The following is a 22,114-nucleotide window of genomic DNA, read 5'->3' on the forward strand; positions in this document are numbered from 1 at the left end:
AGAGCCACCGGGCCGGCACCTCCACGGCGTCAGAGCGGTCGTGCGGGGCTGCGGGTGTCCCGCCGAGGGGCGGGTCAGCTGTGGGCGGGGGAGGGGAGGACGAGGGTTCCGCGGAGGGCGGCTCCGGTGGTGCGGGTGGCGACGACGGCCCAGGCGGTGAGGAGGGCGGCGTAAAGGACGGTGGCGGCTGCGGCGAGCATGGTTGAGCCGGTGTGGGCGGCCAGGGCTGAGGTTCCGGTCACGCAGGTGCCGACCGGGAAGGTGAAGGACCACCAGGTCAGGGTGAAGGGGAGGTGGCTGCGGGCGGTGCGGATGGTGATGGCCGCGGCCAGGGCGATCCAGAGCAGGGCGAAGCCGAGTACTGGTATGCCGTAGATGAGGCCCAGGGCGCGTAGCGGGTCCGCGTAGGACGGGGGCAGGGCCAGGTGGGCCACGCCGCCCAGCAGGTTGGCGGCGGTGATCGATTGGCCCAGCGGGCCCAGGACGATCCAGAGGGTCGGGACCAGGCGGGCGGGGCCTACGTCGCCGGTGGTGAGGCGCTGCCAGATCTGGGGGATCACCAGGAATGACGCGATCAGGCTGAGGCCGAACATGGCGTAGCAGGCCACCAGCAGGGTGAGCCGGGGTTGGCCTTCGGGGAGGTACGGGAGGAGGAGCGCGCCGGTTGAGGCGGAGACCATCGGCGGGACCACGGGCATCAGCCAGCCGCCGAAGGCTGCGCGCTCGGTGTTGTCGTGGCGGGTGAACTGAAGGTAGGGAATGGCGATGGCGGTGAGCAGGCCGCCGATCGTGCCTGCGGTCCAGAGCGTCCAGTCCACGGCGAGGGCGGCCGTCTCGCCGATCACGTCGCGGCCGGCCAGCAAGGTGGCGGCGCCTACGGTCATGAGCGCCATCGGGGGTGCGCCGTAGAAGTGGGCCATGACGGGGTCGAGGTGGTGCCGCCGCGCGGTCCGGGGGTGGCGTCGCCAGTGCAGCACCGTCGCCACCGAGACGGCGATCAACAAGACGACCGCCAGCGCCCAGGAGGCCACCCCGAGCAGCCGCAGCCCTGGCAGATGCACCGGCAGGGACACGGCCGCCGTCGCCACGATCCCGGTCCCCATCACCGACGCGAACCAGTTCGGCCCGAAGTTCGCCACCAGCACCCCGAGTGGCCCGCTCGCGATGAGACCACTCGCCGTGTTCCGCGTTGCGGTGGGGGCGCTCGTGGTGGCCGGAGTTGCGGTGGGGGCGCTCGTGGTGGCGGCGGCCGCCGGGGGTGCTGTGGTGGTCGGGACGGTCATGGCTCTACGGTCGCCGGGGTTGTGGGTGGGCGGTAGGTGGGCTGATCTTGTGGGGTCACAAGACGAAGTTGTAGGGGGTTACTATCTGACGTTGTGGTGCTCAGTGCGCGTATGCCTGATCTGGCGGCTCTCGAAGTGTTTCTCGCGGTGGCTCGAACCGGGAGTCTGAGCGCGGCGGCGCGGGAAGTGGGGGTCTCCCAGCAGGCGGTGTCGGCGCGGCTGGCGGCGTTGGAGGGGCAGACCGGGATCCGGCTGGCGACCCGGACGACGCGAGGGGCCGAGCTGACGCCGGCGGGGGTGGTGGTGGCGCAGTGGGCTGATCGGCTACTGACGCTTGCCCACGAGATCGACACCGGGTTGGGGTCGCTGCGGGAGGACAACCGGAGCCGGATTCGGGTCAGCGCCAGCCTTACGGTGGCCGAGCAGCTGCTGCCGAGCTGGCTCGTCAGCCTGCAAGCCGACGCCGAGCGCCGGAGCGAGACCCCTGTCCAGGTCGTGCTCACCGCCACCAACAGCGACACTGTGATCGAACAGGTTCGTTCCGGCTCGGCCGACCTCGGATTCGTCGAGGGGCCGACCACCCCGAGAGGGCTGCGCAGCCGGGTGGTCGCCCATGACGACCTGGTCCTCGTCGTCCCGCCCACGCACCGCTGGGCCCGCCGGCCCGACGGCATCGACGCCGCCGAGCTGGGGGAGACGCCTCTGGTCACCCGGGAGGCCGGCTCCGGCACCCGCGACTTCCTGACCGCGGCCCTGACCAAGGCCCTCGGGAAGGACTACCACCCCGCCCACCCGGCCTTGGAGCTCTCCACCTCCGCCGCCGTGCGGGCGGCCGTCCTGGCCGGCGCCGGGCCTGCCGCGCTGAGCCGCCTGGCCGTGGCCGACGACCTCCGTGCCGGTCGCCTCCGCCACATCCCGGTGAACGGCCTCGCCCTGCACCGTCCCCTCCGAGCCATCTGGCAGGGCCCCCGAACCCCACCCGCCGGCGGCGTCCGCGCCCTCCTGGCCCACATCGGCGCCCTCCCACAAGAATCGCCGTCGACGCCCGCGTGAAGATGCCCGCGTGAAGATGCCCGCGTGAAGATGCCCGCGTGAAGATGCCCGCGTGAAGATGCCCGCGTGAAGATGCCCGCGGGCGAGCGGGGCGGGCCAGTAAGGGCAGATGACGCCGGCCACGGAGGCCAGGTTGGCGCGCTGGCGGAGGCGGTAGAACTCGCCGATGGCGGCGACCTGGGCGACGGCGGCCTTGAGGTGGAGGAGGCGGCCGACCCGCTTCTCGCAAGCATCGACGAGGCTCACGTGTTCGGGAAGTGCGGACTGCTGGGCGCGCTGAATGGCGCACGACAGCGCCTCCAGGGTGGCCTCCTCGACGAGGATGGCCGTGCGGAGCCCTTTCAAGGTGTTCACTCCGCACGGAAGGTAGAGGTCTTGCTGCAATTGGACCGTTTCACGCCAGTCGTGCAGCGGGTTCTTCCAGTACCTGACCCGCCCGGGGCGAGCGTCCTGCACATCCGCGAAGGACACAGCGCTGGGCTGCAGCACCCAGAGGAGCAAGAGCAGGGTGATCGACAGAAGTACGAGGCCGAGAGCGCCGAGCAGGCCCGCCGGCCAGCTGAACGAGGCCTGGCCCAGATCGCCCAACGGTGAGGTGCCGAGCAGCAGGGCCAGGGCCGCGCCGAGGACCGTGGACATCCACTTGGCCGACTCGCGCAGGCGCTCGCCGAGCCGGTCCCAGTGTTCCCACGCCTCGGCCAGCGGGGTGGCGCGGTGTTTGCTGTTCGCGTCGGGGCTCGGTGACCAGGTGGGCCAGATCGCGTCCTCGGGCTCCCAGTCGGGATCGTCCTCGGGCCACGGTTGGAGATCTTCCTTCTTCTTGGTGGGGCCGAAGCGGATGTCCCGGCTGACGACGCCGTCCGCGGGCGTGACCACGACGTACCAGTACGTCGCCTTGCCGTCGGCGGAGAGCGAGCGGTGCCCCGCTGATCAGACAACCTGGAAGTCAGTTGTGGACCATGGCCAGGGCGGCGATGACGAAGCAGAGGCCGATGGCGGCGCAGACCACGCCGATGGTGGTGGCGAGGGCGCTGCGGCGCCGGAGGCGGTAGAACTCGCCGATGGCTGCCACCTCGGCTACGGCGCCCTTGAGATCGCGGAGGCGGGCTACGCGGGCCTCGCACGCCTTGAGGAGGATCTTGTGGGTGGGGGCGCCGGCGGTGGCGCCGCGCTGGATGGCGCAGGCCAGGGCCTCCAGGGTGGCGCCCTCGACGATGATGGCGTGGCGCAGGCCGCGGAGGGTGTTGACGCCGCAGGGCAGGTAGAGGTCCTGCTGGCGTTCGACCGTGCAACGCCAGCTGACCAAGGGGTTGTGGCGGCCGGCGGCGTTCTGGACCTGGGCGAACGACACCGCGCTCGGGCGCAGCACCCAGAGCAGTAGAAGCAGGGTCGCTGACATCAGGATCAGGCCGGCCACGCCGCACAGGGCGGCCGGCCAGGTGAACCTGGCCTGGCCCAGGTCGCCCAGCGGGGAGGTGCCCAGCAGCAGGGCCAGGGCGGCGCCGGCGACGGTCGACATCCACTTGGCCGACTCGCGGAGCCGGTCGCCGAGGCGGCTCCAGTGCTCGCCGGCCTCGGCCAGCGGCGTGGGACGGCGCTCGCCGTCGACGTCGGGGCTGGGGGACCAGGCGGGCCAGATCACCGACTCGGGCTCCCAGTCGAGCTCGGCCGTGCCGGTCGGCCACTCGGGCAGGTCGTGCTTGTCGCGGCCGTGGAAGATCCGCCGTTCGATCACGCCGTCGGCCGGGCTGACCACGACCTTCCAGTACACCGGCTGGCCGCCGTCGGTGATGGAGCGGTGCAGGTGCTCCCCGCTCAGCAGCCGGGCCTGCGTGTCCGTGGTCATGACCCACCGTCACCCCGGGCCCGGCCGCCGCGCAGGCGGTTCGGGAAACTTGTACTCCACCTCGGGGCGACCCGGGCCGCCGTAGCGGGGGCTGCGGGCGACCTGACCGGTTTCGGCCAGGTGTTCCAGGTAGCGGCGGGCGGTCACCCGGGAGGCGCCCATCCGGGCTGCCACCTCGGCCGCAGAGAGGCCGGTGGTGTGGTCGGCCGCGCGCAGCACACCCAGGACGAGGTCGAGGGTGCCCTGGTCGAGGCCCTTGGGCAGGCCGGCCGGGGACGGGCCATGCAGGGAGGCCAGGGCGCGGTCGATCTCGTGCTGGGCCGCGACCGGGGACGTTCCCTGCACCTGGCTGCGATAACGGGCGTACGCCAGCAGTTTCTCCCGGAACGCGGCGTAGGTGAACGGCTTGAGCAGGTAGTGCGTCACGCCGAGGGAGACGGCCGAGCGCACCACCGCCAGATCGCGGGCGGAGGTCACCACCAGCACGTCGGTGCCGATGCCGGCGCCGCGCAGGGACCGGCACAGATCGAGGCCGAACATGTCGGGCAGGTGCAGATCGAGCAGGATCAGGTCGACCGGAACTGATCGCAGCACGGCCATCGCCCGCTGCCCGGTCGGCGCGACACCGGCAACGTCAAAACCGTCGATCCTCTGGACGTACGCGGCGTGCGCCTCCGCGATCAGCGGCTCGTCCTCCACCACGAGGACCCGGATGGCAGTCACGGCGCCACCGGGAGGCGCACGGTGATGGTCGCGCCGTCCACCTCGATGGCGCCGCCGTGCCGCTCGGTCACCTGGCGGACAAGCGACAGGCCGATGCCGCGCCCCTGCGCCTTGGTCGACCAGCCCCGTTCGAACGCACCGGCCGGGATGCCGGGCCCGCTGTCGCTGACCCGGACCACGACCGCGCCGTCGAGATCGGTCACGAGCACGGTCACTTTGCGGGGTGGATCGGTGCCGGCGACCGCCTCCAGCGCGTTGTCGACCAGGTTGCCGACCACGGTCAGCAGGTCGCGGCTGGGCAGCCGGCTGCCCTCGATCCGCGACTGTTCGTCGACGGCCAGCTCCACCCCGCGCTCGCCGGCCTGGGCCGATTTGCCTAGCAACAACGCCGCCAGCGCGGGCTCGTCGAGCGAGCCGACCACGCGGTCGGTCAGCTGCTGGGCCACCGCCAGCTCCGCCGTGGCCAGGTCAACTGCCTCGGCCGTACGCCCGAGCTCGATCAGGGTGAGAACGGTGTGCAGCCGATTGGCCGCCTCGTGGGCTTGCGCTTGGAGGGCTTCGGTCAGGCCGCGTACGGAATCCAGCTCGCCCGTCAGCGCACGCAGCTCGGTGTGGTCGCGCAGGGTCAGTACGGTGCCGATGGTCTGCCCCTCCGACTGGATGACGCGCTGGTTGGCCACCAGGACGCGGTCGCCGGCGAGCACGGGCGCGTCGGCCACCGCGGTCCGGGCGGCGATCAGGTCGCGTACCTCCGCCGGAAGGTCGTCGCCGAGCAGGCGCCGCCCCTCGTCGTTGATCAGCGTCACGCGCCCTCCCCGGTCGGCCACCACGAGCCCCTCGCGTACGGAGTGGAGCACGGCGTCGTGGTACTCGTACATCCGGGTCATCTCGGCCGGGCCCAGGCCGTGTGTCTGCCGGCGCAGGCGGCGGCTGAGCAGCCAGCTTCCGGCCGCGGCGAGGAGAAGCGCCAATGCGGTCGGGACGGCCACCGCGGGCGTACGGGCCAGCAGCTTCTGATCCAAAGCCTTGGTGGTGATGCCGACCGAGACCAGGGCGACCACCTTCTGGTTGTCGTCTTTGACCGGGACGACGGTGCGGACCGACTCGCCGAGGGTGCCGACGCTGGTCTCGACGACCGTGCCGCCGGCCAGGGCGCCGTCGATCGACCCGATGAAGGGCCGGCCGATCAGCGAAGGGGTGGTGTGCGTGTAGCGGGTCCGGTCGGGCGCCATGATGACGATGAAGTTGGTGTCGGTCGCGGTGCGGACGCTCTCGGTGTACGGCTGCAGGACCACCGTCGGGTTCGGACGCTGTACGGCCTCGATGACCATGGGGGAGCGGGCCACCGTCTCGGCGATGTCGGTGACGTCGTCGATGGCGGCCTGCTCGGCGTCGTCGAGCACGATGAGCACGGTGCCGGCCGTGCCGATCGCGACCAGGGTGGTCACGACCAGCACCTGCAGCACGAACAACTGGCGGGCGATGCTCCACCGCTTTGCTATCGGCATGTTGCGGTCCTGGAACTCGGCGGTAAACAGAATGAACGCAATGATGCCCCCGGGGTGAGACGCGGGCCACATTCTCTGGCATGGCAACCGAGAGCCCTACCCCGCGGGTCAGACGGGACCAAACGCACTATCTGTATGTGGCGGTGATCGTCGCCGTCGTGGCCGGCATCGCCGTCGGTCTGCTCGCGCCCGACTTCGCGGTCGAGCTCAAACCGGTCGGCACCGCCTTCGTGAACCTGATCAAGATGATGATCGCGCCGGTCATCTTCTGCACCATCGTGCTGGGCGTGGGCTCGATCCGGCAGGCGGCCAAGGTGGGCCGGGTCGGCGGTCTGGCCCTCGGATACTTCCTGCTCATGTCGACCGTCGCGCTCGCCATCGGCCTGGTCGTGGGCAACATCATCCACCCCGGGGCCGGGCTGCACCTGGACGCGTCGCTGGCCGAGGCCGGTCAGAAGGCGGCCGGGGACGCGCCCAAGGAGGGCCTGGACGACTTCGTCCTCGGCATCATCCCGACCAGCCTGCTCTCGTCGCTGACCCAGGGTGAGGTGCTGCAGACACTGCTCGTGGCGCTGCTGGTCGGCTTTGCCGTGCAGGCGCTCGGCCCCCGCGGCGAGCCGGTGCTGCGGGCCATCGAGGTGATCCAGCGGCTCGTCTTCAAGATCCTCGCCATGATCATGTGGCTGGCCCCGATCGGCGCCTTCGGCGCGATGGCGGCGGTGGTCGGCGCGACCGGCGTGGACGCGCTGAAGAGCCTGGCCCAGATCATGCTCGGGTTCTACGTCACCTGCGCGATCTTCGTCTTCGTGGTGCTCGCGCTGATCCTGTGGACCTTCGCCAAGGTGAACATCTTCTCGCTGCTCAAGTACCTCGGGCGCGAGTTCCTGCTGATCCTGTCGACCTCGTCGTCGGAGTCGGCGCTGCCGCGGCTGATCGCCAAGATGGAGCACCTGGGTGTGAGCAAGCCGGTCGTCGGCATCACGGTGCCGACCGGGTACTCGTTCAACCTGGACGGCACGGCGATCTATCTGACGATGGCGTCGCTGTTCATCGCCGAGGCGATGGGCGACCCGCTGTCCGTGGGTGAGCAGATCTCGCTGCTGGTCTTCATGATCATCGCGTCCAAGGGGGCGGCCGGCATCACCGGGGCCGGGCTGGCCACGCTGGCGGGTGGGCTGCAGAGCCATCGGCCGGACCTGGTCGACGGGGTGGGCCTGATCGTCGGAATCGACCGGTTCATGTCGGAGGCGCGGGCCCTGACCAACTTCGCCGGGAACGCGGTGGCGACCGTGCTCATCGGCACCTGGACCGGGGAGATCGACCGGGAGAAGACCTCCGCCGTGCTGGCCGGGCGGGACCCGTTCGACGAGGCCACGATGCTCGACGACGGGCCGCCCCAGGAAGCCGTGCCGGCGGGTGCGGCGGCCGCGTCGGCCGCTCCGCCTTCCGTGCCGAAGGCCTGAGCGCCGCCTTGCTCGGCGGCCCGGCCTCCCGCCCCCGGAGGCCGGGCCGCCCCGCGCCGGCGGGTCGGTCGTGTCGGCGTACACCCTGGTCTATGGCCTTTGGGGTTGGCTGGAAAGGGCTGAGTAGCATGATCGGGTGCTTTCCCCGGGGACCTTGCTCAGCGAGCGCTACGAACTGACCGAACGCATCGCCGCCGGAGGCATGGGTGAGGTCTGGCGCGGGACCGACCTCATGCTGCATCGCGCCATCGCGGTCAAGGTCGTGCTGCCCGGGCTGATGGCCGACCCGGAGTTCCTGACCCGGTTCCGCTCCGAGGCCCGGATGATGGCGGCGCTGCGCCACCCCGGCATCGTGCAGGTCTACGACTACGGCGAGAACGCCACCGTCGGCGGCGGCCGCATGGACTACATGGTCATGGAGTTCATCGAGGGCACGCCGCTGGCCAAGCAGATCCAGCAGGCCGGGCGGCTCAGCCCGGCCGAGACCATGCGGATCGTGGCCCAGGTGGCCGACGCGCTGCAGGTCGCCCACGACGCGGGCATCGTCCACCGGGACGTGAAACCGGCGAACCTCCTGGTCCGGCCCAACGGCGCCCTCGTGCTGGTCGACTTCGGCGTGGCCCGCTCGACCCAGGTGACCGGCATCACCAGCACCAACGTGGTGCTGGGTTCGGCCAATTACATGGCGCCGGAGCAGGCCGAGGGGCACCCCGTCTCCGGGCTGACCGACGTGTACGCGCTGGGCGCGGTCGCTTATTGCTGCCTGACCGGGCGCCCGCCGTATGTCGGGGAGAACCCGCTGCAGGTGCTGGCCCAGCTCGTCTACGGCGAGCTGCCGCCGCTGCCGCCGGACGTGCCGCCGGCGGTGGCCGCGCTGGTCACCCGGGCGCTGGCCAAGAACCCGCAGCACCGGTTCCCGAGCGCGGCCGCGATGGCCCAGGCTGCTCGGGGGGCGGGGCGGCCGGGGGCTCCGGCTCCTCAGCAGCGTCCGGGTGGGCCGGGGAACTCGGGCGCCTTTCCGCCGGCGGGGGCCGCTTCCGGCGGGTACCCGCCGACTGGACGTAACCCTGGAACCGGGTCGTATCCCCCCGGTCGCTCGCAAACCGGATATGGCGCGCGCCCGGCGGGGGCGGCCGCTGTGGGTGGGACCGCGCCCTATCCGTCCGGGACCGGGCAGTATCCGGGTGGCACCGCCCAGTACCCGGGTGGCACCGCTCCGTATCCGTCGGGTGGCTCCTCCTATCCGTCCGGCAGCGCGTCGGTCCCGTCGTCCGGCTTCGCCGCCGGTGCTGCCTCCGTCTCGCCGCCTTCTTACGGCTCAGCGTCGGGAGCCGGCGGCAGCTACGGCTCGGGGTCAGGGGCCAGCGGAAGCTACGGCTCGGCCTCCGTCTCCGGCGGCGGCTACGGCAACCGCCCGCCCGCGTCCGTTGTCACGGGCGGCTACGAGGGCGGTGGCAGCGGCGGCAGCAGTGGCGGCAGCGGCTCGGCGCCGGCGACCAAGAAGCGCACCACGGTCATCGCGCTCGCCATCGCCGCCGTCGTGCTCGGCGTGGTCGCGGTGACCTTCGCGATCGTCAACCAGGGCTCGGGCACCCCCGATCCCACCGGCCAGGACACGGCGGCCGGCGCCCTCGACCCCAGCCCCGGCCCCACCGGCGCCCCGGCCGAGGAAGAGGCCACCAAGCCGTCCAAGAAACCCAAGCCGACCAAGACGAAGACCACCAAACCGGCCGACCCGACCACCGAGCCGGCCGAGGACGAGACCGAGCCGGCCGAGGACGAGACCCCGGCCAACGGCGGCACCAACCCGTTCACCGCGCCCCAGCTCTGCGGCGACGGCTACCAGATCATCGACACCGCCACCCTGAGCGGCAACGCCGGCACGGTCGGCCGGGTCTACCTGCTCCAGGGCGACGAGGGCAAGAACTGCGTCGTCACGCTGCGCAGCAGCGATCTGGCCGAGAAGGCCGACGCCTCGGCCTTCCTCGAGGTGCAGGGCAAGAACCGCGACTCCCAGGGCGGCGAGGTCGACTACTACGCCGGCCCGGTCAAGGCCGCGGCCGACAAGACCTGCATCATCTGGGGCGGCTCGATCGACGACTTCTCCTACGAGAGCAAGCCGACGCACTGCGGCTGACCGATCAGGACAGCACGGGGAACAGGTCGGTCGAGGCCCGGCCGGTGGCGGCCTCGATGAAGTCGATCGGGGGCGCGATCTGGGCCAGGACACCCGCCGAGTGCTCCAAGCTCTCGGCGGGGACGTCCGGCTCCAGATCAAGAGCACGCTGTACGTCGAGCAGGTGCACCGTGGTCTCGAGGATGCCGATGCTGACGATCTCGTCGAGCGGCATCACGGCCCGGCCGAAGTAGCTGATATGGACCGGGCCGAGCTTGCGGGCGGCCTCGATCGCGGCCGGGCCGATGGCGGCGAACTGGGAGACCATCTGCTCCACCGTGTACTTCGCGGAATCCTCGCGGCCCGCCTTGGCGACGTGGCTGCGCATCGTGTTGGCCACGCCGTCGGGGGCGTTGAACTCGGCCATCAGCGCCGCGGCGGAGGCGTGGGTGGGCGGGGAGTCGGTCACGCCGCGCTCCACCAGCACGGCGAAGCCGAACGGCCACTGCGCGGCATGCGCCCATAGATGCCGCACGGTCCAGTCGTCGAGGCGGGTGGGCCGGTCCCAGTCGGCGTCGTCCATGGCGCGCCCGGTCGCCGCCCAGGCCGACCAGAGCGCGTCCAGCGTGGTCAGCCGATCATCGATGGTCATGTCTGGACTCTACTGAGACCGCGGTCACAGCGATGACCCGCCGCCCGGAGTGGGCGGCGGGTCGGTACCGGGATGCTGCTGCGTCAGGCGGCCGGCGGGGCGGCCTCGACGGTCGCGGCGGCCGTCTCGACGGTCGCCGAATCCGTGCCGCCGGCCGTCACCGCGGCGGCGGTGGCCTCGTCGCCGATGGTGGCCCCGGCGCCGGTCTCCGTCGCGGTGGCGTCGGTGGCGGCGGGCGCGGTGGCAGCCGTCTCATCGGTGCCGGCACCAGCGGCGGCCTCGGTGGCGGCGCCGGTGGTGTCGGTGGTCGCGCCAGTGGCGTCGGTGGCGCCGGTCGTGTCGGTCGCACCGGTAGCGTCGGTGGCCGCGGTCGCGCCGGTGGTGTCGGTGGCCGCGGTCGCGCCGGTGGTGTCGGTGGTCGCGCCGGCAGCGTCCGTGGCCGCGGTCGCCCCAGTGGTCGCGCCGGTCGCGCCAGTAGCGTCGGCAGCACCAGTGGCGTCGGTGGCCCCGGTGGTGTCGGCGGCGCCGGTGGTGTCGGCGGCGCCGGTCGCTTCGGTGGCACCGGTCGCGCCAGTGGTACCGGTAGCGTCGGTGGCGCCCGTGGTGTCGGTGGCTGCGCCGGTCGTGCCGGTGGTGTCGGTGGCGCCAGTCGCGCCGGTCGCGCCCGTGGTCGCGGTCGCGTCAGCTGCGTCCGTAGCGTCGGTGGCTGCGGCCGCGCCCGTGTCGGTGGCCGCGCCGGTCGCACCCGTAGTGTCGGTCGCGCCGGTCGCACCCGTGGTGTCGGTCGCGCCCGTAGCGCCGGTGGTGTCGGTGGCTCCACCGGTCGCGCCGGTGGTGTCGGTGGCCGCCCCCGTGGCGTCCGTGGTCCCCGTGGCACCCGTGTCGGTGGCGGCGCCGGTCGAGCCCGTCGTGTCGGTGGCCGCGCCGGTCGTGCCCGCGCCGGTGGTCGCCGTGCCGGCGGTGTTCGCGCCCGAGGCGGTCGCACCCGCCTGCGGTCCGCCGGGCTGGCCGGCCTGCGCGCCCGACCAGGGGGCGCCGCCGCCCAGGGCCGACGGCCAGCCGGCGAAGCTGTCGAGGCCGGGCAGGCCGTCGAGGGTGAAAATGGCGATCACGATGCCGGAGAGGCCGCTCCGATGTTCGGGAGGCGGGGCGTAGGCGCCGGCCGCGCTGGCTGTCGGGTCGTCGGGCTCGTTGGCGAGTGCGCCCTGCGCGGGGCCCAGCGCCATGGCCGCACCGGTGAACAGGCCCATGCCGGCCAGGGCCAGGCGGCGGCTTGTGTTACGCATTTCTTTTCCTCCCGGGTATTTGTTTTCGACCCGGTCAGCTCAACATAGTCGGCGCATTGAATTACGGCGCTCGAACGGATTAGGCGTAAGTTTTTCCTGGGGCCGGTGACACCATTGGTAAAACCAGGAATTGACAGGTTACTCCCCGTTAATCGGGGGTATCCGGGCTCTTCAGGCCGCCGGCAGCTGCTCCACGAACGCCCCGCATTCCTCCACGTCGTCCCCGCCGCGCCTTTTCGCGCGGTACATGGCGGCGTCGGCCAGTCGCACGATCTGCAGCAGGTCGCGGGCCGGCCCACCGGCCACCCCGATGCTCAATGTGGCCGGGCAATCGGGCAGCGCGCGCACCGCGTGCACCATTCTCAGACCCATTTCGTACGCCGTGGAGGTGTCCAGACCGGGCAGCAGAACCGCGAACTCGTCGCCGCCGAGGCGGGCCACGAAGTCCTGGTCGCGGACGTTGGCGGTCAGGGTCGTGGCGATCGCCCGCAGCGCCGCGTCGCCCGCCTCGTGCCCGGCCGTGTCGTTGATCTGCTTGAACTTGTCGGTGTCGATGACCAGGACCGCCACGTCGCCGTCCTGGGTGCGCCGGACCGTCTCGTCGAAGGCGCGCCGGTTGGCGATGCCGGTCAGCGCGTCCAGGCCGGCCGCCCGGGCCGCCTGTTCGTGGCTGCGGCGCAGCGAGTCGAGCGACTTCATCGTGGTGAACGAGTGCAGGGTGCGCTGGCGTTGCTGCCACAGGGCGGCGGCCAGGGTGGCGCCGTAGGCGAGGGCGGCCTTGGCGTCGGCCGAGCCGTGGGCGGCCAGCATCAGCGCGTGGGTGTGGTGGGTGGCCGAGGTGATCAGCACGCCGGCGTCCGGCGGCACGGCGGCGACGGCCCGCCCGATCACGTCCAGGGCCTCGTCGAGGCGCCCGGTGCGGCGCAGCGCCACGGCGTGGAAGGGCTCGCAGAACGCGACGACGAGCGGGCTCATTCCGTACCCCTGCAGTCGCTTTTGATGGTGGTCGATCTCGACGGCGGCGGTGGCGGGGTCGTGCCGGTCGGCCTTGGCGCAGGCCGCGGCGAGCAGGGCGTAGCTGCGCCACACATCGGCCGACGGCCCGCTGACCTCGGCCGCGGCCTGCACGGCGTACCCCTCGGCCTGGGCCGTGTGGATCTCGGCCTGGTCGGTCTGGCCGACCTGGTACAGCTCGAGGGCCCAGTGCAGGTGCAGCTCGGCCAGGTTGATCAGCCACATGGAGCGCTTGCCGCTCTGGCTCTCGTCGGTGGAGCAGATGTCGTACGCGGCCTCGTAGTGCGGGCCGACCAGCTCGTACAGGCGCAGTTCCATCAGGGCGAACGCGATGGCCACCCGGGCGTGGACGGCCGCCACCGGCTCGGTCTCGGTGACCGCGTACGTCTCGGCGGCGACCAGGTCGCGCATGACGCTGTCGAGGTCGTACTCGACGGCGTGGGTCTCGCCGAGCCGGGCCCGCTGGGAGGCGCGGGTGCCGAGGGCGCAGGCCCGCCAGCCCGGGCTGTCCTCGCGTTCGGCGGCCACCAGCATGTCCTCGAGCGCCTGCTCGGCGGAGGCCTGGTCGCCCAGCACGTCCAGCGACACGGCCCGTACGAAGTGCAGGCAGGCCCGGTCGCCGACCTCGAGCAGCAGCGCACCGGCGCGTTCCAGCGCCTCGTGCGCGCCGCCCGCCTGCGCCTCCTCGAGCAGGCGCATGGCCTCTCGTGTGACGTCGTCCATCGGCCCTCCCTGACGGAGTTAATCGGCAACCGGTGGGCAACCTGAGGGTTTCCTGTAGCTATTGAAGATCGCTGATATAGCCCCTAGGTTCTCCAGAACGGGGAACGATGGCCCACGACGCCGCCGTCCTCGCCCGACGAGGAGGAGACCCATGGACAGATCGGTTACCCGCCGCCGGATGCTGACCGTCGCGCTCGGCGGCGCGGCCACCGTGGCCCTGCCGGCCCCCGCCTGGGCCGTCACCGGCCAGCGGCCCGGCGCGGCCCGCCCGCCGGCCCTGACCGGCCACGACCTCCAGGTCGCCCGGCGCGTGTCGGCCGAGCGGGCCCTGCAACACCTGAAGGTGCTCTCGGTCGACATGGGCCCGCGCATCGGCGGCACCCGCTCCGAGAAGATCGCCGCCGACTACATCGCCCGGGTGCTGGACCGGCTCGGCTACGACGTGACGCTGCAGCCGTTCCCGGTCGCCGACAAGTTCCTGGCCCAGCTCGACTCGCCCAGTGGTCTCCCGCGCGACCTGAACTGGCAGGCCGGCGCCTCGGCCAACGGCGGCCTGGACACCCGGGTGCGGGGCACGGTGGTCGACGTCGGCGCGGGCGCCGCCGACAGCTACCCGGCCGACGTCACCGGCAAGATCGTCCTGATCGACTACGTCGCGGCCGACCGCGACGCGCAGGTCGCCACCGCGGTCGCCAAGGGGGCCGCGGCCGTCATCTTCCTGCCGGTCGACCTGGTCGAGCCGCGCCGGGCTTCGGCCTTCAGCCCGGTGCTGGCCGCCCCGGTCGCCATCCCGGTGGTCGGCGTCGCCCAGGCCCAGAAGCACCGCCTGCGGGCGCTGCTGGCCAAGCGTCGGCTCGTGCTGACCCTCACCACGCGAGCCCACCGCAACCTCACCTCGCACAACGTCATCGCGGACGCCCCGCGCCGCCGCCCCACCGGCACCGAGCCGGTCGTCATGGTCAGCGCCCACTACGACACGGTCATCGGCGCGCCCGGCGCGAACGACGACGGCTCGGGCACCGTACTGAACCTCGAACTGGCCCAGGTCCTGCGGAACCTGCCGACCAAGGCGCGGCTGCGGTTCGCGTTGTGGGGTTCGGAGGAGCAGGGGCTGATCGGCTCGCGCTACTACGTGGCGCAGCTGCCGCAGGCCGAGCGGGACCGGATCCTGGCGGTCTACCAGAACGACATGGTCGCCACGAGCTGGGATCCGGCCACCCGGTACTGGCTGCTGTCGTACACCGGCCTGGCCAACCGGGCGACCGACGAGGTGGCCGCGGCCGCCGAGCGCCTCGGTTACGCCCCGCGCATCTCCCCGGTGACGTTGCGTGGCTCCAGTGACCACCAGTCGTTCCAGGAGGTCGGCATCGCCGCGGCCAACTTCTCCTGGCGCGGTGAGGAGTCGCCGGCGCTGCTCGAACCGCCTTACCACAGCCCCGAGGACACCATCGCCAAGAACATCAGCCTCGAGCGGCTTCAGGTGTCCCTCGAGCTGATCGGCTCGGCCGCGTACGCCACCGCGCTGGGATAGCTGACAGCCCGCCCACAGCACACGAAAAAGATCGCTTCATAGCGTGACGCTCTCATCGTGTGCTGTGGGGGAGGGCTCGTGCGCGACCGCTATTTCGATTCACTGCGAGTGCTGGCAATCATTCGCGTGTCGGTCTACCACATGTTCCCGTTCGCCGTTCTGGAGCTCGTCTTCCCGTCCATGGGCGTGATGTTCGCACTGGCCGGCTCGCTGATGGCGAACTCGCTGGCTCGCGGTTCCTCCCGGTACAACGTGATCTTCGGCCGGATACGGCGGCTGCTGCCGGCGTACTGGGTCCTCGGCCTTTTTGTCGTTCCGGCGATGCTCCTGCTGGGCTGGGACGAACGGCCGGCGCTGTGGCACCTGACCGCCTGGGTGGTGCCGTTCGTGTCGCCGCCGAGCAGCGACGTGGGCCTGCAGGCGCAGGAGGTCATCTGGTACCTGGTCACCTACCTGTGGCTGGTGGCCCTGTCACCGGTGCTGCTGTGGCTCTACCGCCGCGCCTGGCTGGTCACGATCGTGGCGCCGCTCGCCCTGCTGCTCGCGCTGACGATCTGGCCGGCCTGGCCGGCCAACCCCAACTTCCAGGACGTCGGGACGGACCTCCTGACGTACGCCGGCTGCTGGATCCTGGGCTTCGCCCACCGCGACGGTACGCTCCGCAAGGTCAGCGCCGGGCTCGTGGCCTCACTGGCGGTCGTCTGCGTGGGCGGTGCCCTGTTCTGGGCGCACCGGCACGGGGCCCTGCAGGACATGCCGGTCGCCTACGGCATCTACCAGATCGGCTTCGTGCTCGCACTGCTGCGCTGGCAGCCCGACATGGCCTGGCTGACCCGCCGGCGCGGCCTGGACAACTGGGTCACCCTCATCAACGCCCGCGCCGTCACCATCTACCTGTGGAACAACGTGGCGATCGCCCTCTGCTTCCCGATCGGCGACGCCCTCAGCACCTGGATCCTCGGCCAGACCGGCGAGGAGCTCAGCTACTGCGTCATCGCCCTGGCCCTGCTCACCAACGCGGTCCTGCTCTTCGGCTGGGTCGAGGACCTGGCCGCCAAGCGCACGCTCCGCTTCCTGCCGTGGCCCCACCCCACCCCAGCGAAACCTGCCGGCCGCGCAACGGTTCCAAGCCTCTCCCGCCGTTGGAACGACCCGGTCCCGCACTACGCCACCACAAGTCCTCGCCCCCGCCTGTAGTAGTCAGCCGGGGTCAATGAGGGTTCAGGCCAGACTCGTTGCCGCGACCGGGCACGGCCGCATGCCCTCGCCGGAGAACCACCACCGGGCGAGCTGCACCTCGTTGACGACCACCGTGCTGATCTCGCGGTCGCGACGGTCGGCCACCCACGCGATGAGCCGATCCGGATCTCGGACCACCTCGGCGAAGTGCACCAGATTGAGGTACCAGAACTCTCGGTCGAACTCGTTCTCGTGCCAGCCGTCCGCGCCCAGCGCCTTCCCGTACGCGTCGGCAAGCCGGTCGGGCCCGTCGTCGGCAGGAACCGCACACGCCATCACCGATCCGGGCGTCAGCGTCAGGCCGACGACCGTGAACGTCAGTGGGCCTATCCCCTCCACGGCGGCATCGAAGGCGACGGCATAAGCCGAACGAGGGGGTCATCGTCGCCGATCCTTTCCCGCCACGGTTCCAGAGAGCGCAAGGTCAGATGGGAGCTGCCCACCGCGCCGGTGACCCATTGACGGCCGCCGGCCGTGACGGCTGCCTCATGTGCCACCCGATCCAGATCGGACGCGGAGCTTGACCTCAGAGCCCGTGGTGCAACCTCCTCAAAAACAGCCATCGCCAAGGACGAATGGTGGCCTCTAGTCGTGGACGATCTGTTTGAGCATGGTGCGGTGAAGGGCCTCGGCGTACGGGGTGACCTCGCGCTCCAGCAGGTCGGACTCGGTTTCGGTCACGACGACGGCTGCCTCTCGGTGCGGACGGCCGTCGAGCCATTCGTGGCGGCGGCCGGGCGCCGGGTGGGAGGCGAACAGGGAGGCCTGGGTGCGGATCGACAGCTGGCGGCGGGCTGGGGCGGTGGCCGGCTCGCGGTCCTGGACCGCGCGGAGCATGCGGCGCCGGGTGGTGGCGGCATCACCCTTGGGGACGTGATGCTGCACGTACCCGGGGAGCAGGGGGAGCGTCGCCAAGGTGTCGATCATGCGAAGGGCGGGGGTGGTGCCGGCGGTGAGTTGCCAGAGGGTCAGCCAAATCAGCTCGGGGCTGGGGCCGAGCTCCTGGGCGGAGACGCGCGGCGGGCGGAGCAGCTCGGAGAGACGCCCGAAGGTGAGGCGGGCCGGCATCGTGAGCAGCAGGCGGCGGTTGTCGGCGTACGCCAGGTGGCCCAGCTCGTGCCCGAGCAGCGCGACCACCTCCTCGGCCCGCAGGGCCAGCAGCAGCTGGGCACCGAGCACCAGGACCCGGCGCGGGCGTGGCCCGGTGACGGTGACGAAGGCGTCCCACCCGAGCGTGAACAGCACGACATCCGGGGTGGGGCGCAAGGGTTCCGGGTCAGTGGACAGGGTCAGCAGCCGGTCCGAGGCGAAGCCGGTCCGCCGGTTGGCGCGGTCGATCCGGTTCCAGATCCAGTTGGCGTGCTCGTCGGGTGGGAAGTTGTCGAGATTCCACTCGAAGGCGGCGCACCACGGTGCTTGCTCGGGCGCCGTGGTGAGCGTGGTGCCGCACCGAGGACATCCATTTTGGACCGTCGTTGTCGCGGCGGTCATTATGGTCAGGCGCGCATGACTGTCGCGATGGGGATGCCGGCGGCGCGCAGGGCGGGGATGAAGCCGCCGAGGATGCCGGCGACCAGGCCCGCGATGATGCCGGCCACGCCGGCCTGCCAGGGGAACTCGACGTTCTCCAGGATGGGGTGGGCCCCGCCGGCGAAGGTGGCCACGGCCTTGAGGGCCAGGGCGCTGGCGCCGATCGCGGCGGCCGCGGTGAGCAGGCCGGTCAGCAGGGTCTCGGCCAGGACGATGCCGGCCAGCAGCGAGCGTGGGGTGCCGACGGCGCGGCGCAGGGCGAACTCCTCGACCCGCTCGCCGACGGTGGCCAGGCCGACGTTGAGGATGCCGGCCACGCCGATCAGCAGGACCAGGCCGGCCATCGAGAAGAAGATCAACCGCATCAGGCGCAGCTGGTCCTCCTGCTCCTTGCGGTTGTTGACCGTGTCGACGTACGTCTCCTGGCCCAGGGCCTTGAGCTTGGCGACGAGCACCTGCTCGACGGGTGAGCCGGGGGCCAGCAGCACGGTGACCTCGCCGGCGGTGTTCGGGTCGACCAGATTCCCGGTCGGCAGCCAGGTGGCCAGCTCGTCCGCCCGTACATAGGCCCTGGGCTGGGGGTTGCCGTCGTCGACGACGCCGACGAAGCGGGGCGTGAGGTTGGCCGTGGCGCCCTGGACCCGCATCTCGGCCGGCACGCTGTACTGCTGGAAACCCTTGGCCGCCTCCTCGTTGAGCACCAGCCGCGGCGCCAGCGACGGCACCGTGCCGAAGTCGAGCCAAGTGCCCGACACCGTGCGGAACGGGCGGAACTGCCGGATGTCACCGGTCAGCGCGGTCAGCCGTACCTCCACGGCGGCGCCCTTGGGCCCGCTCGGTTCCTCGCAGTGACCGTCGGCGAAGCAGATCTGGCCGCCCCAGCTCTCGCCGATCGGCGAGCCGCCCTCGTTGACCGGGCGCACCCCGGGCTCGCCGATGATGCCCTGCACACCGATCGCCGCCACCGCGTCGGAGCGGTCCTTCACCGAGGCCAGCACGGCGTCGACCGACTTCTGCTCGGGACCCATGCTGATCACCCGGGTGCCGTCGTAGCCGAAGGTCACCTCGAGGTCGGCCAGCGCGGCCCGCTCGGCGATGCTCGCGCCGGCCTGGACCACCACGACCGCCAGCACCCCCAGGAACAGGCTCACCATCGACAGCAGGGTGCGCAGCTTGCGGGCCCGGATGCCCTGCAGACCGATGATCAGGGAGGACCGGAACCGGCCCGAGAAACGCCTCACGCGGGCACCCGTTCGGTCAGAACCCCATTGACGAGGTCGTGGATGCGCCCCATCCGGGCCGCGTGATCCCGGTCGTGCGTCACCAGGATCAGCGCGCATCCCCGCTGCGTCGCCCCGAGCAGCGCGTCGATCACCAGCGTGCCCGTCTCGGTGTCCAGCGCCCCGGTCGGCTCGTCGGCGAGCAGAACCTTCGGGTCCCGGACGAGGGCGCGCGCGATCGCCACCCGCTGCTGCTCGCCACCGGACATCTTGGCCGGCCGGTTCTTCGCCAGGTGGGCGATGCCGACCTGGTCGAGCGCCTGCATCACCCGGGCCCGGCGGTCCCGCCGCGGCAGCCAGCCCTGACCGTTGACCAGGGCCATGGCCACGTTCTGGGCGGCCGTCAGATGCTTGAGCAGGAAGAAACGCTGGAACACGAAACCGAAGTGGGAGCTGCGCAGCTTGGCCGCCCGGCGCTCCGGCACCCGGCTGATGTCCTGCCCGGCCAGCAGATAGCGGCCGGAGTCGGGCCGGTCGAACAGGCCGACCACGCTGAGCAGCGTGCTCTTGCCCGAGCCGGAGCGCCCGACGATGGCGACACTCTCGCCGGCCCGCACGGACAGGTCGACGCCGTCGAGGATCGTCCGCGGCTCGGCCTGGCCCTTGAGCACCTTCGTGATGCCGGTCAGCTCGATCATTTCGGCGCCCCGGGCGGGGCGGCGGGCAGGTCCGGGCCCGGCACGGCGATCTCCTCGTCGCCGCGCAGCCCCGACTTGATCTGCACGACCTTGCCGTCGGAGAGGCCGAGCACCACGTCGACCGTCTTACGAGTGCGCTCCGGGGTCAGCACGTCGACCTTGCCGCGGCCCTGCGCGCCGGCGACGGCCTCGACCGGCAGCACCATCGCCTTGCTGGCCCGGTCGGTCACCACGGACAGCGTCACCTCGGCTCCGTTGATCAGCTTGACGCCGGCGGGCGGGGCACAGATCAACTGCAGGCCGGTGGGCTCGGACCCCTGCGGCGGGTTCTGCTCGGTGGTCTCCGGTTGCTGTACGGGTGGCAGGGGCGCGCCCGACGCCGGGGGAGTGGGAGCCGTGGTGGTCGGCGCCGGGGGCTCGGGAATCGTGCCGGCCGGCAGCGCGGCGATCGTGCCCAAAGGCGTACAGCTGAATGGTCCTGGGCCGTTCTTGATCTGGCCCTTGACCGTCCTGGCGGCGCCGGTGAGGCGGTAGGCCTGGGCGCTGTCGATGTCGGCCACGATGCCGTAGCCGCCGTGCCGGGCCGAGATGATCGGCATGCCCGCGCTGACCTCGGCCCGGTCGTCCATGAGCCGCCCGGCCAGCATCGAGCCCTCCGGGATGTTGATCCGCCGCGGTGTCCCGTCGTCCCACACGGTGGCCACCCACAGCGGCTGCGCGGCCGGCGTCTTGTTCGGCCGGCGCTGCACGTACCGGATCTCGCCCCTGGTCGGCGCGACGATGCCGAAGATCGGATTGATGGTCACCTTGCCGGTCAGGCTGATCTGGTTCGACAGGTCCTGCCGGGTCGGCTTCACGGTGGTCACCACCGTGCCCCGCTCCTCCAGCCCGGGAGTCTGCGCGGCCTGCTCGTCGCCCGTACAGCCCGACAGCGTGGCCGCCAGCGCCACCCCGAACGCCAGCCCGCGTTTGTTCACCCGAGTCCCTCCACCGGCCCGGCCGGGCACGTTCCCGCCCGGCGCGGCGAACCCTACAGGCAGCGCGCAAGTGCGTGATCAATCGACCACGATGAGCGCCCGCGACCCTGGTCTAGGATTCGGCGAATGTGGTTGAGGGGACTGTGGCACAAACACCATGAGGCGGCGAAGTTCCTCGTCGTCGGCGGGATCTGCTTCCTGGCGACGACGGCGATCAACTACGCGCTCAAGCTGACCGTGCTGCACGAGAAGCCGGTGACCGCGCTGGCCTTCGCCACGGTGCTGAGCACGATCCTGTCGTACGTCCTGAACCGCGAATGGTCCTTCCGCCGCCGCGGCGGGCGCGAGCGGCGGCACGAGGCGGCGTTGTTCTTCGCGGTCAGCGCCGTCGGCATCGTCCTGAACGTGCTGCCGCTGGGCTTCTCCCGCTACGTGCTGCTGTTGCGGGTGCCGGATGTCAGCCGCCCGATGCAGGAGCTGGCCGACTTCGTCAGCGGCATCATCGTGGGCACGCTGATCGCCATGGTCTTCCGGCTGTGGGCCTTCAAGCGCTTCGTGTTCCCCCACGCCGACGGCCGGCCCCGCCGCCCGGCCGGCCCGGGCCCCCGCAGCACCGTGGTGAAGCACGGGACCGGGACGAACGAGCGGCGATCGGACGCCGAGACTAGTTGAGGATGATGTCGCAGGCGAGCCCGCCCGCGAACTCACAGAACACGCTCTGCGCGTCGCCGCCGTTGAAACCGGGGACGGCCTCGCCCTTGTCGCAGTTGTTGCCGGTGCTGATGTCGCAGGGCGCCTGGCCGTCACCGCCCCCGGCCCGGACGAACCAGCCGGCCAGGGCTTCCCGCTCGGCCGAGCCGAAGCGCCCGTCCGGCTCGAGGTCGTAGGTCCGCTGGAACTGCTCGACCGCCGCCAGGGTTTCGTCGCCGTAGTAGCCGTCGACGGTCAGACCGGCGGCGATCGACCAGTTCAGCCAGGTCTGCAGGCTGGTGATGCAGGTGCCCTGGACGCCGACGTACATGACGTCGCACTCGCTCATCTCCAGCGTGATCCGGTAACTGCTGGCCGCGTCCACCCCGGTGTCGGCGCGCGCAGCCGAAGCGAACCCGCCCACGCCGACCACCGCCGCCGCCAGCGCCATCCCGATCCGGTTCTTCCATGTCATTCGCATGCCCCCATCACTCGCCCCGCGCCGACCGGGTTCACGTCACCCCGGTCATGCACCCGAAGGAGTTACCGGTCCGCGCTTGGT

The 22,114-nt window shown here is 71.6% G+C and carries 20 protein-coding genes; 7 read left to right on the top strand and 13 right to left on the bottom strand.

Features of this window, described 5'->3' with window-relative positions:
- Window positions 1-74 precede the first annotated feature (74 nt).
- A complete protein-coding gene (locus AB0J66_RS01880; RefSeq protein ID WP_364654833.1) occupies window positions 75-1,283 on the bottom strand; it encodes a TDT family transporter in 1,209 nt (402 codons plus the stop codon).
- 111 nt (window positions 1,284-1,394) lie between these two features.
- Between AB0J66_RS01880 and AB0J66_RS01885 the strand changes: the two genes are divergently transcribed.
- Complete coding sequence (locus AB0J66_RS01885) at window positions 1,395-2,336, top strand: LysR family transcriptional regulator (RefSeq protein WP_364654835.1); 942 nt, start codon at window positions 1,395-1,397, stop codon at window positions 2,334-2,336.
- 66 nt (window positions 2,337-2,402) lie between these two features.
- Entirely contained in the window at window positions 2,403-2,930 is a 528-nt protein-coding gene (locus AB0J66_RS01890; protein WP_364654836.1) for a hypothetical protein, read from the top strand.
- Between the two features lie 352 nt (window positions 2,931-3,282).
- Here AB0J66_RS01890 and AB0J66_RS01895 read toward each other — a convergent pair whose 3' ends face one another.
- From AB0J66_RS01895 to AB0J66_RS01905, 3 genes are read right to left on the bottom strand one after another with little or no spacing between them, the layout of a single operon-like run.
- A complete protein-coding gene (locus AB0J66_RS01895; protein ID WP_364654837.1) occupies window positions 3,283-4,182 on the bottom strand; it encodes a hypothetical protein in 900 nt (299 codons plus the stop codon).
- A 9-nt stretch (window positions 4,183-4,191) separates the two neighbouring features.
- Window positions 4,192-4,905 (bottom strand): response regulator, encoded by a 714-nt coding sequence (locus AB0J66_RS01900; protein ID WP_364654839.1) that lies wholly within the window; start codon window positions 4,903-4,905, stop codon window positions 4,192-4,194.
- Window positions 4,902-6,413, bottom strand: a complete 1,512-nt coding sequence (locus tag AB0J66_RS01905) for a sensor histidine kinase (protein ID WP_364654840.1) — start codon at window positions 6,411-6,413, stop codon at window positions 4,902-4,904. Before AB0J66_RS01905 ends, AB0J66_RS01900 begins: the two co-directional genes overlap by 4 nt.
- An 80-nt stretch (window positions 6,414-6,493) precedes the next feature.
- On the opposite strand from AB0J66_RS01905, the gene AB0J66_RS01910 reads away from it, so the two are divergent.
- Complete coding sequence (locus AB0J66_RS01910) at window positions 6,494-7,876, top strand: cation:dicarboxylase symporter family transporter (RefSeq protein WP_364654842.1); 1,383 nt, start codon at window positions 6,494-6,496, stop codon at window positions 7,874-7,876.
- Window positions 7,877-8,012: 136 nt separating this feature from the next.
- Window positions 8,013-10,013: a serine/threonine-protein kinase gene (locus AB0J66_RS01915; protein ID WP_364654844.1), complete on the top strand. Its 2,001-nt coding sequence runs from the start codon at window positions 8,013-8,015 to the stop codon at window positions 10,011-10,013.
- A gap of 4 nt (window positions 10,014-10,017) precedes the next feature.
- On the opposite strand, the gene AB0J66_RS01920 is transcribed toward AB0J66_RS01915, so the two are convergent.
- The 3 genes from AB0J66_RS01920 to AB0J66_RS01930 form a co-directional block, all read right to left on the bottom strand.
- Complete coding sequence (locus AB0J66_RS01920) at window positions 10,018-10,644, bottom strand: maleylpyruvate isomerase N-terminal domain-containing protein (RefSeq protein ID WP_364654845.1); 627 nt, start codon at window positions 10,642-10,644, stop codon at window positions 10,018-10,020.
- A gap of 83 nt (window positions 10,645-10,727) precedes the next feature.
- Entirely contained in the window at window positions 10,728-11,930 is a 1,203-nt protein-coding gene (locus AB0J66_RS01925; protein WP_364654847.1) for a hypothetical protein, read from the bottom strand.
- Window positions 11,931-12,101: 171 nt separating this feature from the next.
- Window positions 12,102-13,667 carry a GGDEF domain-containing protein gene (locus tag AB0J66_RS01930; RefSeq protein WP_364654848.1) on the bottom strand — a complete coding sequence of 522 codons (1,566 nt, stop codon included), beginning with the start codon at window positions 13,665-13,667 and terminating at the stop codon, window positions 12,102-12,104.
- A 151-nt stretch (window positions 13,668-13,818) separates the two neighbouring features.
- On the opposite strand from AB0J66_RS01930, the gene AB0J66_RS01935 reads away from it, so the two are divergent.
- Both AB0J66_RS01935 and AB0J66_RS01940 read left to right on the top strand, forming a co-directional pair.
- The gene (locus AB0J66_RS01935) at window positions 13,819-15,198 is read left to right on the top strand and encodes a M28 family peptidase (protein WP_364654850.1); all 1,380 of its coding nucleotides are present in this window, start codon (window positions 13,819-13,821) and stop codon (window positions 15,196-15,198) included.
- Window positions 15,199-15,276: 78 nt separating this feature from the next.
- Window positions 15,277-16,395, top strand: coding sequence for an acyltransferase (locus AB0J66_RS01940; protein WP_364654852.1), 1,119 nt, complete (start codon window positions 15,277-15,279; stop codon window positions 16,393-16,395).
- Between the two features lie 24 nt (window positions 16,396-16,419).
- Here the strand turns inward: AB0J66_RS01940 and AB0J66_RS01945 are convergent, their stop codons facing one another.
- The 5 genes from AB0J66_RS01945 to AB0J66_RS01965 form a co-directional block, all read right to left on the bottom strand.
- Window positions 16,420-16,776 carry a hypothetical protein gene (locus AB0J66_RS01945; RefSeq protein WP_364654854.1) on the bottom strand — a complete coding sequence of 119 codons (357 nt, stop codon included), beginning with the start codon at window positions 16,774-16,776 and terminating at the stop codon, window positions 16,420-16,422.
- A 246-nt stretch (window positions 16,777-17,022) separates the two neighbouring features.
- Window positions 17,023-17,928 carry a M48 family metalloprotease gene (locus AB0J66_RS01950; protein ID WP_364654856.1) on the bottom strand — a complete coding sequence of 302 codons (906 nt, stop codon included), beginning with the start codon at window positions 17,926-17,928 and terminating at the stop codon, window positions 17,023-17,025.
- A gap of 5 nt (window positions 17,929-17,933) precedes the next feature.
- Complete coding sequence (locus AB0J66_RS01955; protein ID WP_364654857.1) at window positions 17,934-19,208, bottom strand: ABC transporter permease; 1,275 nt, start codon at window positions 19,206-19,208, stop codon at window positions 17,934-17,936.
- Entirely contained in the window at window positions 19,205-19,885 is a 681-nt protein-coding gene (locus tag AB0J66_RS01960; protein WP_364654858.1) for an ABC transporter ATP-binding protein, read from the bottom strand. The genes AB0J66_RS01955 and AB0J66_RS01960 overlap by 4 nt, the downstream gene beginning before the upstream one ends.
- Complete coding sequence (locus tag AB0J66_RS01965; protein ID WP_364654860.1) at window positions 19,882-20,862, bottom strand: efflux RND transporter periplasmic adaptor subunit; 981 nt, start codon at window positions 20,860-20,862, stop codon at window positions 19,882-19,884. Before AB0J66_RS01965 ends, AB0J66_RS01960 begins: the two co-directional genes overlap by 4 nt.
- Window positions 20,863-20,988: 126 nt before the next feature.
- On the opposite strand from AB0J66_RS01965, the gene AB0J66_RS01970 reads away from it, so the two are divergent.
- Window positions 20,989-21,534, top strand: coding sequence for a GtrA family protein (locus AB0J66_RS01970; protein WP_364654862.1), 546 nt, complete (start codon window positions 20,989-20,991; stop codon window positions 21,532-21,534).
- On the opposite strand, the gene AB0J66_RS01975 is transcribed toward AB0J66_RS01970, so the two are convergent.
- Complete coding sequence (locus AB0J66_RS01975) at window positions 21,527-22,033, bottom strand: peptidoglycan-binding domain-containing protein (RefSeq protein WP_364654863.1); 507 nt, start codon at window positions 22,031-22,033, stop codon at window positions 21,527-21,529. The two genes, AB0J66_RS01970 and AB0J66_RS01975, sit on opposite strands and share 8 nt — an antisense overlap.
- Between the last annotated feature and the right edge of the window lie 81 nt (window positions 22,034-22,114).

The organism is Actinoplanes sp. NPDC049598 (assembly GCF_040675435.1).
Taxonomy (GTDB): domain Bacteria; phylum Actinomycetota; class Actinomycetes; order Mycobacteriales; family Micromonosporaceae; genus Actinoplanes.

Bases quoted from the DNA above. Each gene is read 5' to 3' on its own strand.
- AB0J66_RS01880 (WP_364654833.1), bottom strand. From the start codon at position 1,283: ATGACCGTCCCGACCACCACAGCACCCCCGGCGGCCGCCGCCACCACG.
- AB0J66_RS01885 (WP_364654835.1), top strand. From the start codon at position 1,395: ATGCCTGATCTGGCGGCTCTCGAAGTGTTTCTCGCGGTGGCTCGAACC.
- AB0J66_RS01895 (WP_364654837.1), bottom strand. From the start codon at position 4,182: ATGACCACGGACACGCAGGCCCGGCTGCTGAGCGGGGAGCACCTGCAC.
- AB0J66_RS01905 (WP_364654840.1), bottom strand. From the start codon at position 6,413: ATGCCGATAGCAAAGCGGTGGAGCATCGCCCGCCAGTTGTTCGTGCTG.
- AB0J66_RS01910 (WP_364654842.1), top strand. From the start codon at position 6,494: ATGGCAACCGAGAGCCCTACCCCGCGGGTCAGACGGGACCAAACGCAC.
- AB0J66_RS01920 (WP_364654845.1), bottom strand. From the start codon at position 10,644: ATGACCATCGATGATCGGCTGACCACGCTGGACGCGCTCTGGTCGGCC.
- AB0J66_RS01925 (WP_364654847.1), bottom strand. From the start codon at position 11,930: ATGCGTAACACAAGCCGCCGCCTGGCCCTGGCCGGCATGGGCCTGTTC.
- AB0J66_RS01930 (WP_364654848.1), bottom strand. From the start codon at position 13,667: ATGGACGACGTCACACGAGAGGCCATGCGCCTGCTCGAGGAGGCGCAG.
- AB0J66_RS01935 (WP_364654850.1), top strand. From the start codon at position 13,819: ATGGACAGATCGGTTACCCGCCGCCGGATGCTGACCGTCGCGCTCGGC.
- AB0J66_RS01950 (WP_364654856.1), bottom strand. From the start codon at position 17,928: ATGACCGCCGCGACAACGACGGTCCAAAATGGATGTCCTCGGTGCGGC.
- AB0J66_RS01960 (WP_364654858.1), bottom strand. From the start codon at position 19,885: ATGATCGAGCTGACCGGCATCACGAAGGTGCTCAAGGGCCAGGCCGAG.
- AB0J66_RS01970 (WP_364654862.1), top strand. From the start codon at position 20,989: ATGTGGTTGAGGGGACTGTGGCACAAACACCATGAGGCGGCGAAGTTC.
- AB0J66_RS01975 (WP_364654863.1), bottom strand. From the start codon at position 22,033: ATGCGAATGACATGGAAGAACCGGATCGGGATGGCGCTGGCGGCGGCG.